Raw genomic sequence first — 16,437 nt, 5'->3', positions numbered from 1 at the left:
CATCGGCAACCGGTGGCGGCTATCCATGCAGGTCTGGGGCGGGCGCAGTGCTGCCGTGGGCTGCGACTGTTTCCGCCTCGGGTGTCTGTGCGACGGCAGCCACCAGCGAGATGATTTTCTTGCGCAGGACCGGATCGGTAATCTTCAGGAAGGCCCGATTGAGCGCAATGCCCTCCTTTGACGAGACGAAGGACGAGATCTCGTTCGGCTCGCGGACATCGCCGAGGCCTGCCCTCGGGGATGCACCCTCTTCGCCTTCCTGGAAGAAGAAGCTCGGATTAACGCCGAGAACGTCGGCGATGGCTTGCAGCCGGCTGGCACCGATGCGATTCGTGCCCTTTTCGTACTTCTGGACCTGCTGGAACGTAATTCCGAGGCCGTCTGCGAGCTTTTCCTGGCTCAACCCGGCCATCAACCGACGCATCCTGACGCGGGAACCGACAAAGACATCAATCTGGCTGGGTGCTTTTGTGTTCACGTGTGTTTCCTCCGCATGTAGGCGTGACCAAATCATACATATGAGTTTGCTCGAATAAATGACTCGATGCAATCACTACGCGCCAAAACACGGATAATTGCGCTGTATGGCACGACTCATTCCCCATTGGATGGCAGGCGTTACGGCCGTTGTTACTGTTACGTACTTGCGCCCGGCCGGGGCAGCGGGTTGCTGTTGAGCAATGTGGGCCATGCCCGCCTGCAACGAAGTCCATTTCGGCAACGTCGGAGATGCGAGATGCGCGGAATAACCTTGACCTTGACGCTACTTTCCATAGCCGCTGCGCCGGCGTTGGCTGGTCCGGCCACGACGACTGCATCGGTCAATTTTCGGGCAGGCCCCGGCACCGGCTTCGACAGCATGGGGAAGATAGACGAGGGCGGACAGGTCGACGTCAAGGAATGTGACGATTCCGGCACCTGGTGCGCCGTCAGCTTTGAGGGGAAGGACGGTTTCGTCAGCGGCAAGTATCTGAACGCTGCCGATCCGAAAGCCCTTGGCTGGCCACGCGCCTACAAGACCGACAAGGGAGCGACGATCACACTCTACCAGCCACAGGTGAACGCCTGGAAGAATTTCGTCGATCTCGACGCCCTGATCGCCGCCGAATACAAGCAGTCCGACGATGCCAAGCCGATTTTCGGCGTCATCGGCGTCACCGGCAAGACCGTGACGGACAGTGGCTCGGACGAGGTCGTCGTCTCCGATATCAAGGTCAACGAGATCAACTTCTCGGTTCTCGATCGTCCGGAACTCGCCGACCTGGCACTGGAAGTCGGCAAGTTGATGCCTGTAGGCACGATAACGCTGTCGGAGGACAAGCTGACCGCGAGCCTTGCCGACTATGAGCGGCTCGGCAATGTCGAAGGGCTGAAAGCAGATCCACCGCCGATCTATGTCAGCAAGGAGCCGGCGGTGCTTGTCCAGACCGACGGCAAGGCGGTGTTTGCGCCGGTCAAGGCCGTCGAGGGTCTTTCCTTCGCCGTCAATACCAATTGGGACTTGTTCAAGCTCGACGCCGACAGCACCTACTACCTTCGCAACGAAAAGGCGTGGCTGCAGTCGAAAGACCTGTCGAGCGGCTGGCAGGCCGCAACGTCGCTGCCGAATATCTTCGGCAAGTTGCCGGATGATGACAACTGGAAGGACGCCAGGGCGGCAATCCCGCTTGCCACCGGTGAGGGCGTGACGCCAAAGGTCATCTATTCCGACAAGCCGTCAGAATTGCTCGTCTTCAACGGTGAACCGAAGCTCGAGGCGGTGCCCGGGATCGGCCTGAAGATCGCGACGAACACCGAGAGCGATGTCTTCTATCTGCCCGCGGATTCGAACTGGTACGTTCTTGTCTCCGGCCGCTGGTTCTCTGCCGCGTCGCTTGATGGTCCCTGGACCTTCGCCACGCCTAACCTTCCACAGGATTTCCAGAATATTCCGGAGGATGCCTCCTATTATACGGTCCGCTCTTCGGTTCCCGGCACCTCGGAGAATGCGGAAGCGCGACTGAAGGCGAGCATCCCCGAAAAGGCTCGCGTTTCGTTGGACGGCTCGGTCAAGGTTGACGTCGCCTATAGCGGAGACCCGAAATTCGAGAAAATCGACGGAACGTCGCTCACCTACGCCGTCAACACCAATGAGACGGTCATCAAGGTTGCCGACAAGTATTTCGTGTTGAAGGATGGAGTGTGGTTTGTCGGCGATACGCCGACCGGGCCGTTCACCGTTGCGAAGGCCGTTCCGGACGAAGTCTACACGATCCCGCCGTCGTCGCCTGTCTACAATGCCACCTATGTCCGGATCTACGAGACCGAGCCGGACGCAGTCTGGTTCGGATATACCATGGGGTATCTCGGCGCGTATCTTGCCTGGGACACGTTCGTCTACGGCACCGGCTGGTACTATGACGACTACTGGGACTACGGCTGGGCCGGTGGCGGCTATTGGCCATATTATCCGCGCCCGGTAACCTATGGCGTCGGCGCATTCTACAATCCGGCGGTAGGCACATTCGGTCGTTACGGCTACGCCTATGGCCCCTATCGCGGCATCGCTGCCGGCGCTGCCTACAATCCACGCACCGGCACCTATATCCGCGGTGCGGCAGGCTATGGACCTGCGGGTGAACGCGGCTTTGTCGCAGCCTATAATCCCCGTACCGGCAACGCTGCAATTGCTCGCGGCGGGAACAATGTTTACGGCAGCTGGGGGACGGCCGCCGTCAAGCATGGCTCGGACTTCGCCCGTATCAGCGGCGGGTCGACCGCTGGCGGCGCCGGTGCGCATTGGCGCACGTCCGATGGCAGCCACGGATTTGTCGCAGGAGGCAAGGGCGGCGACGTCTATGCCGGACGCGACGGCAATGTCTATCGCCGCGACGATGGCCAATGGCAGAAGCATACGCCCGACGGATGGCAACCGGTTCAAAAGCCATCGATTCAGGATGCGAAGAAAGCCGGCCAGCAGTTCGCGACCCAGCACCCGGATGCGGCGCAGAACCTGAACAAGCGCATAGACAATCGCGGTCAGATCGGCGACGGCAGCGCGATTGGTGACCGTGCACCCGACCATCTGGCAATCGACCGTGCGGGCCGCCAGATCGGCAATCAGCGTTCATTCGAACATCAGTCCTTCGACCAGCGGCCGTTGAATTTCCCGAGCGGCGGCGGCTTCGGAGGGGGCGGGTTCGATCGCCCCGGCGGATTTGGCGGTGGTGGCGGCGGATTTGGTGGCGGTGGCTTCCACGGCGGCGGCGGCGGATTCTCCGGCGGCGGTGGTTTTCACGGAGGTGGTGGCTTCCACGGTGGTGGTGGTTTCCGGCGCCGTTGACCGCAGAAATGTGCACCGAAAACGGAAGTTGGTATAAACGTCGGGGACTGTGTTAGCGTTTGTGCAAATGAGAACAGGAATCGATCGGCTCTCGCCGGTCGTTGGGGGTATGGTCAGCATGGTCGGTGTCAGTTCGTTGCGTGGATTCTGGGGGCCGATGGCCCGCGTTCTCGCTTTCTTGATGGTGTTCCTAGGACTTGCGTCCGCAAGCCACGCGCAGAGCCAAGGCTCCACGTCCGCTGCGGAGCCGGCCAAGGTTCAGCAACTGATCGAGCTGCTCGATGATCCGGAAGTGCGGCAATGGTTGGCCACCAAGCAGCCGGCGGCGCCCGGTGCGACCGCGCCGGCGGCAACGACATCGGCCGATGCCAAGCCGGAGCCCGGATTTGCGGCCCGCTGGACGGCTGAGATCCGCCACCATCTGACCGGCATCACCAACGCCGTGCCGCGCATTGGCCCCGAGTTCGACGCGGCGCGCATCCGCCTCGCTGGAGACATGGAAAACCATGGCTCCGCCCCGATCCTCAAGGGATTCCTCTTGATTTTGCTGGTCGGGTACGGCGCCGAATACGCGCTACGCTATCTTTTGAGGCGGACGTTGCGTTCGGCGGCCTTGACCGGGGCGGCGCGCACGATTCTGGTCAAGGTGCTGCCGCTCCTGGTGTTCGCTATTGCCACGACCGCCGTGCTCGCCGTCGCTGAGTGGCCATCGCGGCTTGAAGAAACCATCGCGCCGCTCCTGGTTGCCTGGATCGGAGCCCGCTTGCTGATCACCAATGGGGCCGCAGTAATGTCTGGTGGAGCGGTCGATGCGACCGATCCATCCGGTCGAGCCGGCTATCTCTCGCTGACGGCTGAGGATGCGCGTTTTTGGTACCGCTCGTCAGTGGCAATCATTTGTGCCGCCGCCGCCATCTGGGGTATCGGCGACGCCATGCAGGCCCTTTCTGTCGCCCCCGACGTTCGCAACCTTGTGGCTGCCGCGCTCGGTCTTATCGTGCTTGCACTTGCAATCCTCACCGTGCTGAGGAGACCAGCCGCAACCACAGGATCGCGCCGTGTGGTCGGCAACATTCTGCTGGTCTCCTTCCTGGTGCTGCTTTGGGTGCTGTGGGTGGCCGACATGAGGGTTCTGTTCTGGATCGGCCTTTACTTCATCGGCTTGCCGCCGCTCCTGCGCTTCACCAGTGCCTTTGCCCGCACGATGCTGGATGTATCGGCGGACGACGATATGCGCGTCATGCGCAATGTGCTGATCGAACGCGGCGCCAGATTGGCGATCATTGCCTTGGCGGCCGGATGGCTCGCGCTTGTCTTCCGCGTCAACGCAGCGATGATGGTCCAGGACGACGTTTTCAATCGGATTTTCCGTGGTGCGCTTGCCGGTGTCGTCATTCTGCTCGCGGCTGACTTGATATGGCAGTTGACGAAGAGCCTGATCAGCCTGCGCGTCAAGCACGCTACCGTCGAAACGACTGACCCCTCCGAACGCGCACGCAACACCCGCTTGCTGACGCTGATGCCGATCCTGCGCAATTTCCTTGCGGCCTTCATCCTCGTGGTGGCGCTGCTGATGGTGCTTTCCGGCCTTGGCGTTCAGATCGGCCCGCTGATTGCCGGCGCCGGCGTTTTTGGCGTCGCCATCGGCTTTGGTTCTCAAACCCTGGTCAAGGATGTGATCAGCGGGATCTTCTACATGATGGATGACGCTTTCCGCATTGGCGAGTACATTCAAAGCGGCAGCTACAAGGGGACGGTGGAATCCTTCAGCATACGCTCGGTGAAGCTGCGGCATCATCGCGGTCCGGTCTTCACCGTGCCGTTCGGGTCTCTTGGTGCGGTTCAGAACATGAGTCGCGACTGGGTGATCGACAAGTTTATGATCAATGTGTCCTACGAGGCCGACATCGCCAAGGTGAAGAAGGTGGTGAAGGGCATTGGCGCGGCGCTTCTCGATGATCCCGACTTGGGGCCGACGATTATCGAGACGGTGAAGATGAAGGGCGTCGAGAGCTTCGGTGACTATGGCATCACCTTGAGTTTTGCGATGACGACCAAGCCGGGACATCAGACACAGGTCCGGCGCCGGGCACAGGCGATGATCAAGGAGGCCTTTGACAAGAACGGCATCTCCTTCGCTTCGCCGACAATGCACGTGGCCGGCGACGAACAGAACGCGGCTGCGGCAGCCGCGACGCGCGATGCGATCGCCAAGAAGAATGCAGCGGCAGCGCTCGCCGAGGGTGCACCACCGGAATAGGGTTTTCTCTGGCTGGGGAGGCCATCGATGAGACGCCTCGCATTGTTTCTGCTGTTCTTCGCCGTGGCGGGGACCGGTCATCTATGGGCTCAATCGGACGAAAGCACATTCCAGCCGATCATCGCCCCGCATATGGGTGATCTCGACGTCATGGAGAAGCGGCGGCTGGTGCGGATCATCGTGCCCTTCAGCAAGACCATCTACTTCATCGATCGCGGTCGGCAGCTCGGCACGGCAGTCGAGTTCGGAACGGCGCTCGAAAAAGAGCTGAATGCCGGGCGAAAGAAGGAGATCGAAAAGATAAGGGTCGCATTCGTGCCGATGGCACGTGGGCACCTGTTGACGGCGCTCGAGGAAGGCCTTGGCGACATCGTCATGGGAAATCTCACGATCACCGAGGCACGGCTGGCCAAGGTTGACTTCACCGATCCGTTGTTCAACGAGGCCAAGGAAGTACTGGTTACGGGACCGTCGGCGCCGGCGATCGCCAATCTGGACGATCTGAGCGGCCGGGAAGTCCGGGTTCGTACGTCCAGCAGCTACCACGAGCATCTGGTCGCGCTGAGCGATGGTTTCGTCAAGGCTGGGCGCGCGCCGATCACGATCAAGGAGATGGACGACAATCTCGAAGACGAGGACATTCTCGAGATGGTGAATGCCGGCCTTTTGCCCTGGGCGGTGGTCGACAGATACAAAGGCAGCATCTGGGCTACGGTGTTCACGGATATCAAGATGCGTGACGATATCGTTGTGTCCGATCACGGACAGATTGCCTGGGCGATCCGCAAGGATAGTCCTCGGCTCAAGACCGCGCTCGATGCCTTCGTCAAGACCCACCGGGTCGGCACCACCTTCGGCAACATCCTGAAGAACACCTACTACAAGAGCGACAAGATGCTGAAGCGTGCCTATGCGCCTGAGGACATGGAGCGCTTCCAGCAGCTGGTCGAGATTTTCCGCAAGCACGGCGGTACCTATTCCTTCGACTACCTGATGCTGATGGCGCAGGGCTATCAGGAATCGCAGCTTGACCAGTCCCGGCGCAGCCCGCGCGGTGCAGTCGGCATCATGCAGCTTCTGCCGTCTACCGCCGCCGACAAGGCTGTCGGCATCCATGGCATCGACAAGGACCAGAACCTGAATGTCGAGGCCGGATCGAAGTATCTGAGGTACCTGATCGATACCTATCTCGATGACCCGGCGGTCACGCCGCGCAACCGCATGCTCTTCGCCTTCGCGGCCTATAACGCCGGCCCCGGCAATTTGCACAAGTTCCGTGCAAAGGCAAAGGACATGGGCCTCGATCCGAATTTGTGGTTCGGCAATGTCGAAAATGCCGCGGCCGCGATCGTTGGGCGCGAGACGGTTCAATATGTCAGCAATATCTACAAGTACTACGTTGCCTACGGGTTGCTGGCGGAGCAGGCTCAGGAAGCCACCACAATAAAATCCTCGGCCGCTGCCAATGCCAGTGCGCAGTAGATTTGCATCACGTCGTCTTGAGTGGCCCGAGGCGTTCCTGATGACAGAGACCCGAAAGCCAACTGGACCTGATGGTGCCGACCGGCCTATTGAATGATGCCTTCAATCAATCGGATGAAGGCATTTTTGGGCGAGTGTGAAATGTTGCGGCGACCATGACGTACGTTTTTGAGGCGCTGGATACTGGGTCACGAGCGCCTCGTCCGGGGCCGGCCCGAAGGAGGTTTTGGTGATGGTTGTATCGAGACGCGCGTTCCGTCCCTGCGGGCCATTGGTGCTGCTTGCAGTGTTGGGCCTGGCTCTGGCCGGCTGCACCACTCCGGATCTGGAGCCGATACCGGGAAGCATCACCTATGGCGGCCAGCCGAGGACGAAGCTGACGAAGGCGCCGGTGGGCAGCATGGTGCCGCATACTTTCGTGAGCGGGAACAGCTTTGTCAAAGAGACATACATTATCCAGCCGGATCGATCGCTCAGGCTTGTTCGAAGGGACTATTTCGACATACCTGTCAATTGATCCGGTTAAGGTCCGTGTGCGGCCCGAAGGCCGGCTTGCACTGCCGCTGCCGTTGACAGTGTCAAACGAAGACGCGATAGCTCGATCTGCATGAAAATCGCCTTCTACGCACCGCTGAAATCCCCCAGCCACCCCGTTCCATCCGGTGACCGGCTGATGGCGCGCCTGTTGATCGACGCGCTGCGGCAGGCGGGACATGAAGTGTGGATTGCCAGCGATTTGCGCAGCTTCATGGCGGATGCCAGCGAGGTACAATTCGCGTCGCTGGCGGCAGCCGCGGCCAGCGAAACGGAGCGTCTTCGCACGCTTTGGCAGTCCCTAACGCCACCTGATGTCTGGTTTTGCTATCACCCCTATTACAAGGCGCCGGATCTGATCGGGCCAGGGCTTGCTGCCGAGTTTTCCATTCCCTACGTCACAGCCGAGGCCTCCTACTCCTTCCGCCGCAATGAAGGCGTTCGCGCTGTTGCTCAACGGCATGTACTGCGCGCCATTGAACAGGCCGCGGTCAATATCTGCCTGACGCAGCGGGATCGCGATGGCCTGGTCGAGGCAGCACCCACCTGCCGGCAGGCGATGCTTCCCCCCTTCATCGATACGGCTCCGTTTACACGGGCATTCCGCAGTGCTGCGGATGGTTGTCGCCTCGTCACCGTGGCGATGATGCGCAGCGGCGACAAGATGGAGAGCTATCGTATGCTTGCCAGATCCCTGTCGCTGGTTGTCGATCGGCCGTGGACGATGACCGTTGTGGGTGATGGGCCGTGCCGGCAGGATGTCCACGACGTTTTTTCCACTTTGCCGGCAGACCGATTGATTTGGCTTGGCGAAAAAGATGCGAGCGACATCCCAGGCATCCTCGGTGAAAGCGCGCTTTATCTTTGGCCGGGCTGCGGTGAAGCCTATGGGCTGGCCTATCTCGAGGCACAGGCTGCCGGACTGCCTGTCGTTGCGCAGCGCACAGCGGGCGTGCCCGAGGTGGTGCGGGATGGCGAGACCGGGCTGTTGACACCCGAGGGCGACGTCGATGCCTATGCGGCAGCGATCCGCTGTCTGATCAACACCCCAGAGACCCGCCAACGGTTTGGCGAAAATGCCCGACGTTTCGTCCACGAAGAGCGGTCCTTCCCCGCCGCAGCACGGCGATTGGGCGAGATTTTCGATCAATTTCTGGAGGAGCCCGCGTGACCATTGATGCCAACTGGCACTTACTCGTCGATGAACTCGATCGCGCGCACGTGCGGGGACGAAAGGTCGACTTCTGGCTGAGGGACGACGATGCCATCGAGCCGAGTGTTCCGCTCGACCGGCTTCTGTTACTTGCCGCAAGCCATGCGGTGCCGGTGACGCTCGCCGTGCCGCCTGCGCCGGCAACCGAAGCGCTGGCGCGACGTCTCGCCGGCCTTGCCGATGTCTGCGTGACGGTGCATGGCTGGGCGCACCGCAATCATGCGCCGCCTGGCGAGAAAAAGCAGGAACTCGGTGCCCACCGGCCGCACGTCTTGATCCTCGATGAATTGCGATGCGGCGTCGAGCGTCTGCAAACGCTCTTTCCCGAACATTTCATTCCGATGCTCGTCCCGCCGTGGAACCGGATCGATCCGGCCCTGCTGCAACGACTGCCCGAGGCTGGATTTGCCGCCCTTTCGGTTTTCGGACCGGAGAAGCCGTCGCCTTTCCCGCTGGTCAACACTCATGTTGACGTCATGGATTGGCGCGGTACGCGCGGATGTCGGGACCACGGGCTTATCATTGCCGATATCGTCTCGCGCACGCGGCAGGTCAGCGGCGACATAGAGGGCAAGGAGCATCAGTCGGGCCGCACGGTCGGTCTCTTGACCCATCACCTCGTGCACGACGAGGCCGTCTGGGATTTTCTCGAGAAGCTCTTCACCGTCACGGCCGGGCACCCCGGTTGCCAGTGGCGTCAGGCGAAAGACCTCATAGATCGATGATCTGACCGTCACGGGCAGCGAACGCACCGGCAAACATGGACTGTACGTCGATTTCCATCGCGTCCAGCTGTGCGTCTGTTCGCGCGGGGTCGTGATGGAACATTGCCAAGCGCTTGACGCCGGCGGCCATCGCAAGGCGCGCGCCATGCATCCCGGTCGAATGACCAAAACCGCGAAAATGCGTCATCTCGCTTTCGAGATAAGTGCAGTCGTAGATCACCAATTCGGCGCCGGCGATGAGCTCAAGGACCGCCGGGTCGAGGATGCCGGGTTCGTGTTCGGTGTCGTAGACGAGCGCCACTGCGCGGCCGTTCCATTCGACGCGATAGCCGACGCAGCCGCCGGGATGGGTAAGGCTCGTCGTGCGGATCGTCACGCTCTCGCGCGGGGTCAGCACGTCTCCGGGCTTGAAGTCGACGCCTTCAAGGCTTGCCTGACAGATATCCGGATCGACGGGGAACCATGGCGGCCGCATGAAATCGCGGATCATTTCCTTGGTCGTCGTCAAGCCGTGCAGATGCCCCGACCAGAACCGCACCGACGACTGACACTTGTAGATTGGCTTGAAATACGGAAGGCCGATGATGTGGTCGTAGTGGCTGTGCGTAAAGAAGAGGTCGTAATTATCGACGCCTTCGGCAATCAAAGAGGCGCCCGCTTCGCGCAATCCTGATCCTGCATCGAAGAGCAACACTTCCTTGCCGCATCGAATTTCGATGCAGGATGTATTTCCCCCATAGCGCAGGAACTGCTCGCCGGATACCGGCAAACTCCCTCTTACGCCCCAGAACCGCACTCGAAAATTGTCTTCTTGCATTCCTGTTTCGGCTTCACGCTGTCCGCGCAAGCCTAGTTGCCTGCGCTTAACTGATAGACAAGCACATATGACCACCCCCCTGCAATGGCATGGGTTATTGTTTAGACATTAACCTTATCAATGCCCACAAATGACGATGGCATATTCGATGTTGTGTCGGGTGGTCCGAAGCCTTGTTGCGGGCAGTGGCCAACGGCCGTTTTGCAACAATCGTCAGGCTTTTCGGGAGCTTATCCGGCGACGTGGCCATCGCAGCTGTTGCTCCTCCTCGAGCTGATGCAGCGAATTCTTGCAATCGCCAGCGGATATGAAGCGGCACATCCCAAGCGTTGCTTCTGCCTCTACTCATGACGTTTGCGGCAGCGTCTGGTCACGATGTCACCATTTTATGCTGATGCCGATATTCCCCTCCAGCACTTGCGTTTTGTCTCCGCCGAGGTTGGTCGTGTAGTCCGCCGTCGCGAAGAGACTGGTCGATTCCGATATTTTTGCAACGAGACCACCGCCGATTTCCAAAGCGGTGCCGCCGACTTTGGTGACGATCGCGTCTGAGCCGAAGTTTATGCGCTGGTCCGCATCGAAGCCGTGCCAGATATTGGCTTTGACGTAGGGATGAAGCGTTGCCGTTTCTGTCGGAATGTCGCCTTGCAACCGAAAGCCCAAACGGCCGGTAACAGCGTCCTCGCTGTCGAAGGACGTCGTCGAGAATGCATCCTGTTGCTCGTCCAGCGAGAGATGTTGCCAAATCAACTGTGCCTGCGGTTCGAGCGTCCAGCTCTCGGTCAAGGCTATCGGATAGCCGCCCTCCAGCGATGCCGTAATGCCGGTTCCGTCAACCCCGATGCCGGTGCCGCCGTTGGAGTTCGCATCTCCGTCGAACCAGGTACCCATCAAAACGGCATCGAGATACCAGTCATTGGGGCCGATATGGGTCCAATATCCGCCGAGGCTGTTTGCGTCGACCTCGATGTCGCCGACGCTCAGATTGTTCCAGCCGAGCGCCTGGCCGGTGATGTCGCCGTCGGCGCGGACGTGGCTGAGGAAAAGACCGACGCGGTCATGATGGCCCGTATCGGTTTCCCATCCGAAAAGGTCCTGACCGGCCTGAAAGCCGAACAGGTTGCCATCGAATCCCGGCGCGACAGTTCCATCCCACTCCATTTCGGTGTTCTGGCCGAAAACACGCGCCCAACTTGTCGGCAGCGCTCCTGCGCCGTCAAGCAATGCCTGCTCGCCGCGACGTTCGTGGAACGTGCCGAGGCTGGAGAGGGCAAGATACTGGGCAACGGGCGGCACGGCCGCGTAGGTAGGCACCTCGACACGGTAGAGTGGAACGACTTCCACAGCTGTCGGCGTACCGTCTATCGTCACAACCACCACCTCGGGGGGTACTGGCGTGGCATCCTCTGAAGGGGGCGTAACGCCAGGTCCAGGCGGTACGATGACCACTTCCGGCGTCACGACCTCCGGCAGCGGGGTCGTCACCGGCGGCGAGACGATCTCTACCGGCGGGACGATCACCGGTGGTGTGACAACCGGAGGCGCAATGAGGGTGGAGCGCAGGTAAAAGTTCTCCTCCGTGCCGGCTGAAACACCGCCCTTGAAGAGAAAATATTCGCGGGCGCCGGCCGCAACCCGCCCATTGAGCCCGAACGCGCCGGCGGCCGCCGTTGCACCATTGGTAAGCTCGACCACCATGATGCCGTCCAGCAACGTCGATGCTCCGCGCCCGCCAGTGTTGGCGATACCGATGCCGGTGGTGCCGGAAGCCGTGCCCCCCGAGACGACCAGTCGGTCGGACGGCGAAGAATCGTTGCCGAGCACGGTGTTGAGCAGGAGCAGGCCGCCATTGCCGGTGTAGTTGCCGTTGACCGTGAAAGTGTCGCTCGTGCTTGCTGCGCCATTCGTGAGGTCGATGCTGCCGCTGTTGACGAGATTTGCGAATTGGCCGGCTGTGGCAGCTGATATCGCGACATTGGTGCCGCCCGCCAGAAGGGTGCTTGATGAATCGACATCAAGTGTCCCCGTTCCGGTGCCGCTGTCGCCAAGCGTCAGATTTCCATCGAAAGTCAGTACTGTGCCATTGGTGGCAGCGATGGTTTCCCAGTTCTGCAGACGAGCGACGCCGTTTGTCGTGACATTCGCGAGTGTCAGGTTGTCAATGCCAAGGCCGCCCGTGATCGCGTCCGTGCCGCCAAGATTCGCACTTGTGAGGTTGCGCAGCGTCGCGGTGTCGTTGTCAGCGCCGAGTTCGACTGTGCCCTGGATGACGCCGCCGCCATCCCAGGTAAACGTATCAGCCCCGAAACTCATCAACACGTCGCCAGCGAGGGATCCACCCGTCACGGTGACGTTGTCCGTGCCGCCGCTGACGCTGATATTGCCGCCGATCGTGCCACCGGAAAGGATGATTGTGTCGTTACCGAAGCCGGTGACGAGGTTGTTGTCGATCGCACCGCCGGACATGTCGAAGACGTTATCTGCGAGAAGCATGTTGACGCGGCCGATCCGACCGCCGGTCATGACCGCATGATCCCCGTCGTCGAAGAAATTCACGATTCTGCCACCGGACATGAAGAATGTGTCGAAGCCACCGCCTTGGTTGAGCGACTGGAGAACGCCGGCGGACATGGTGAAATCGTCGATCCCGTCACCCTGTTGCAGGTTGCCCGTGATGGTGCCGCTGTGAATCGCGACGGTGTCGGCGCCGGGGCCGAAGGTCACGGTGCCGTTTATCGTACCGGTGCCACCGGCGGGAAGCGTGAGGCTGTTGTTGCCGCCGAGGTCGCTGAGGCTGCCCGACGTACCGCTGTCGCAGACATAGACGTCGTCGCCCGCGGTAGGGGCGAACGTGCAAGCAGCGTTAGCCGTTACGTCCTGGATCAGAATGAGGCCGAGCGCGGTTGAGGCCATTAGGGCGACGCGACGCCAGGGCCGGCAAGGACAGTCCTCCGTTCGTTGGCGCCGAAAGCGCAGCAAAGAGAGGGGTATGCCGTCCGGGCGGCCTTGCGTTACAAGATGCATGATGGCCCCCCCCTGCTCCAATACGCCGTTTTCAATCCAAGGCTGATGATCGGCGATTGTTCTAGCGACATGGATAGGGCCACGGGTGCCGAGACCTGACAACCGTCAAAATTTTAGGAGGAAACTCGGACAATCGAGGATTGTTGCCAAGGCGTTACGTCCAGTTGCCAAGGTCTTTGACGGCTGATGCTGAAACCCGCTTCGCGGGCCTCTTGCGTTGCCGGGGTCGTCGCAGGTTCCCTCAACACGGGTATCGGGATTTGAAACTTTTTCTTGCGGTCTTGCGTGGAACATCTATCGACATAGCCAGTGGGTAAAAGCTCGGAGCATCGATGGCAGAGACGAGTGGAACACGATTCTACGACAGCGTGCCGCTCTTCGACGCGTTCGAAGGGGTTGCCGACGAAACGAATTACCGTGCCTTACCGGACGACTGGATGCTCGCGCTCGCCGATATCGTCAATTCAACCGGCGCGATCGCCGAGGGCCGCTACAAGACCGTGAACATGGCCGGCGCTAGCGTCATCTCCGCGCTGATGAACGGGCTTGACGAGAAATCCATGCCGTTTGTTTTCGGAGGCGACGGGGCACTGGCAGTTCTGCCAGCATCGATGGCGGAGCGCGCGAAAGCGGCGCTTGCCGCGGTGAAAACGTGGGTCCTTGAAGAACTCGGGCTCGAGTTGCGCGCGGCACTGGTGCCGGTCAGAGATATCAGGGCGGATGGCCTCGACATGCGCGTCGCCCGCTTCAAGGCGAGCGAGGAGGTTTCCTACGCCATGTTTGCCGGCGGCGGAGCAAGCTGGGCGGAAGCGGCCATGAAGGCGGGGCGTTACCAGGTGGAGGCGGCACCGCCGGGCACGCGACCCGATCTCACAGGTCTATCGTGCCGATGGAACCCAATCCAGTCACGACACGGCTCGATCGCCTCGATCATTACAGTGCCCGGCGAAAAAGGCAGCGGACCGGAATTTCAGGCGCTGATCGCCGACATCGTTGCTCTTGCCGACGAGGAAGAGCGACACGCGCATCCGGTTCCCGAGCTCGGGCCTGAACCACGCTTTTCCACTCAAGGCATCAAAGCCGAGGCGCGGGCGAGGGCGCCGCGTGGAGGGCGGCTTCTGGCGCGCCTGTGGATCACGCTGCAGACACTGGCGCTGTTCATCTGTTTTCGCATGGGTTGGAACCTCGGCACGTTCGATACGACCCGTTATCGGCGCGATCTCGCCAACAACACCGATTTCCGCAAATTCGATGACGGCCTCAAGATGACGATCGATATCAGCGCCGCGCGCCTCGCCTTGATCGAGGCGCGGCTGCGTCGGGCCGAGGCGGCCGGCGTCGGCCGCTACGGCCTGCACGAACAGGACTCTGCACTGATGACCTGCATCGTGCCCACCCCGATGAGCCGGGATCACATGCATTTCGTGGACGGAGCCTCAGGCGGCTATGCGGTTGCCGCCAGCAAGCTGAAGGCGGCCTTGGCTAGGCCTTGACGATGTGCGCGCCGGTCAGGCCGTGGCGCTGAAACACGTTGCGCGTATCGACGATAAGCGGTGAGGCGCTAGCAAGGGCGGCGTAGTCGACCTGGTCGTGGTCGGTTGCCACCAGCACGACATCGAACTGCCGGATCGACTGCTCGTCGAGCGTCACGGACCGTCTGCCCTTCAGAGCGCTGTATTCGCGCGTCGATGGGATCTCGGCGACATAGGGGTCGTGGTACTCGCACCGACCGCCGCGTTCCTCGATCAGTTCGATCAATTTCAGCGAAGGGCTTTCGCGAATATCGGGCACGTTCTTCTTGTAGGCGAGGCCGATGACAAGGACCTTCGAACGGCTGAGCGCCTTGCCCGCATGGCGATCGAGCGCCTCGGCGAGCCGGCTGACCACGTGGCGTGGCATTGCCGAATTGATCTCTCCGGCCAACTCGATGAACCGGGTGGGCAATTCGTATTCGCGCGACTTCCAGGTGAGATAGAAGGGATCGATCGGTATGCAATGCCCGCCGAGCCCTGGCCCGGGATAAAACGGCATGTAGCCGAACGGCTTGGTCTTCGCCGCCTCGATCACTTCCCAGACGTCGATGCCCATCGCCTCGAAGACAATCTTCAGCTCGTTGACGAGGGCGATGTTGACCGAGCGGAAGATGTTCTCGGTTAGCTTGACCGCTTCGGCGGTGGCGTTGGACGATACCGGTACGACCGTTTTGACCACCGCGGCATAGAAGCGTTCCATCAGGCTTGCGGCGAGCGGCCCGTCGCCTGCCACAACTTTCGGAATGCTGGTCGTCTCGTAGACCGGGTTGCCGGGGTCTTCGCGTTCGGGTGAAAAGCCGACAAAGAAATCAACGCCCGACCTGAGGCCGGTCTCCTCGAGGATCGTGCGCACGACGCCGTCGGTCGTTCCCGGGTAAGTGGTCGATTCGAGCACCACGAGCTGGCTGGCCCTGAGCGTTGCTGCAATCGCACGTGCCGTATTCTCAACGAAGGAAAGGTCGGGATCGCGGTGTTTCGTCAGGGGCGTTGGCACGCAGATGACGATGACATCGCAACTGCCCAGCTGTCCGAAATTGGTGGTGGAGCTGAAGCGCCCGGCTGTCGCCTGCTCGGCCAGCACGGCGTCCGGTACGGCTGCGATATAGGATTTGTGCGCGTCGAGCGCGACGATCTTTGCCGGGTCGATGTCGAATCCGGTCACCGAAAAGCCCGCTCGTGCCGCCGCAACTGCGAGCGGCAGGCCGACATAACCAAGTCCGATGACGCCGACATGGGCCGTGCGAGCCGAAATCGACGCCAGCAGCCTTTCGTGATGGGGTGAGGTCAATTTTCGGTTCCAGCTTTTGTGAACGGGAGGCGCCAGCCTGGCGACATGTCGTGGTTTGTTGGATAGAAACAAGGTACAAGTCAAGCGTGGCGCGGATGCCTTCCCCTGACTGCGGTGCATTGGCGTGCCATCAAATCTTCGTGTGGCCGTGGCGCGAAACAAAAAATTCGCGCGCCTCTGGAAATTGCAGAGGGCCATCAATATCTGCAGTATATAAGTGCCGCATTCCGGGTGCCTGCA

Annotated in this window: 11 protein-coding genes; 7 read left to right on the top strand and 4 right to left on the bottom strand. The window is 60.9% G+C overall.

Translation table 11 applies throughout. The annotated features are described in order from the left end of the window. Nucleotides 1-19: 19 nt before the first annotated feature. A complete protein-coding gene (locus ASD00_RS34035; protein ID WP_025428516.1) occupies nt 20-478 on the bottom strand; it encodes a helix-turn-helix transcriptional regulator in 459 nt (152 codons plus the stop codon). Between the two features lie 258 nt (nt 479-736). Between ASD00_RS34035 and ASD00_RS34030 the strand changes: the two genes are divergently transcribed. From ASD00_RS34030 to ASD00_RS34005, 6 genes are all read left to right on the top strand, one after another. Further along, the gene (locus ASD00_RS34030) at nt 737-3,322 is read left to right on the top strand and encodes an SH3 domain-containing protein (protein ID WP_057211327.1); all 2,586 of its coding nucleotides are present in this window, start codon (nt 737-739) and stop codon (nt 3,320-3,322) included. A 181-nt stretch (nt 3,323-3,503) separates the two neighbouring features. After that, entirely contained in the window at nt 3,504-5,582 is a 2,079-nt protein-coding gene (locus ASD00_RS34025; RefSeq protein ID WP_234907897.1) for a mechanosensitive ion channel family protein, read from the top strand. Between the two features lie 27 nt (nt 5,583-5,609). After that, nucleotides 5,610-7,064 carry a lytic transglycosylase F gene (locus ASD00_RS34020; protein ID WP_057211325.1) on the top strand — a complete coding sequence of 485 codons (1,455 nt, stop codon included), beginning with the start codon at nt 5,610-5,612 and terminating at the stop codon, nt 7,062-7,064. 232 nt (nt 7,065-7,296) lie between these two features. Next, nucleotides 7,297-7,581, top strand: coding sequence for a hypothetical protein (locus tag ASD00_RS34015; RefSeq protein WP_051509226.1), 285 nt, complete (start codon nt 7,297-7,299; stop codon nt 7,579-7,581). A 90-nt stretch (nt 7,582-7,671) separates the two neighbouring features. After that, nucleotides 7,672-8,769 (top strand): glycosyltransferase family 4 protein, encoded by a 1,098-nt coding sequence (locus ASD00_RS34010; RefSeq protein WP_057211323.1) that lies wholly within the window; start codon nt 7,672-7,674, stop codon nt 8,767-8,769. Continuing rightward, on the top strand, nt 8,766-9,536 hold the full coding sequence (locus ASD00_RS34005) for a polysaccharide deacetylase family protein (protein WP_057211321.1): 771 nt from the start codon (nt 8,766-8,768) through the stop codon (nt 9,534-9,536). Before ASD00_RS34010 ends, ASD00_RS34005 begins: the two co-directional genes overlap by 4 nt. Here the strand turns inward: ASD00_RS34005 and ASD00_RS34000 are convergent. Together ASD00_RS34000 and ASD00_RS33995 are read right to left on the bottom strand one after the other, a co-directional pair. Beyond that, nucleotides 9,523-10,353: an MBL fold metallo-hydrolase gene (locus ASD00_RS34000; protein WP_025428523.1), complete on the bottom strand. Its 831-nt coding sequence runs from the start codon at nt 10,351-10,353 to the stop codon at nt 9,523-9,525. The two genes, ASD00_RS34005 and ASD00_RS34000, sit on opposite strands and share 14 nt — an antisense overlap. Nucleotides 10,354-10,731: 378 nt before the next feature. Then, nucleotides 10,732-13,266: an autotransporter outer membrane beta-barrel domain-containing protein gene (locus tag ASD00_RS33995; RefSeq protein WP_057211319.1), complete on the bottom strand. Its 2,535-nt coding sequence runs from the start codon at nt 13,264-13,266 to the stop codon at nt 10,732-10,734. Between the two features lie 443 nt (nt 13,267-13,709). Here ASD00_RS33995 and ASD00_RS33990 point away from each other — a divergent pair, with 443 nt between their 5' ends. After that, nucleotides 13,710-14,870, top strand: a complete 1,161-nt coding sequence (locus ASD00_RS33990; protein ID WP_057211317.1) for a DUF3095 domain-containing protein — start codon at nt 13,710-13,712, stop codon at nt 14,868-14,870. Here the strand turns inward: ASD00_RS33990 and ASD00_RS33985 are convergent. After that, nucleotides 14,860-16,197 (bottom strand): nucleotide sugar dehydrogenase, encoded by a 1,338-nt coding sequence (locus tag ASD00_RS33985; RefSeq protein WP_057211314.1) that lies wholly within the window; start codon nt 16,195-16,197, stop codon nt 14,860-14,862. The two genes, ASD00_RS33990 and ASD00_RS33985, sit on opposite strands and share 11 nt — an antisense overlap. Nucleotides 16,198-16,437 lie beyond the last annotated feature (240 nt).

Source organism: Ensifer sp. Root31 (assembly GCF_001424825.1).
Lineage (GTDB): Bacteria > Pseudomonadota > Alphaproteobacteria > Rhizobiales > Rhizobiaceae > Ensifer > Ensifer canadensis.
Note: the sequence above shows the minus strand (reverse complement) of the source record. Positions and strands in the feature narration are given on the sequence as shown.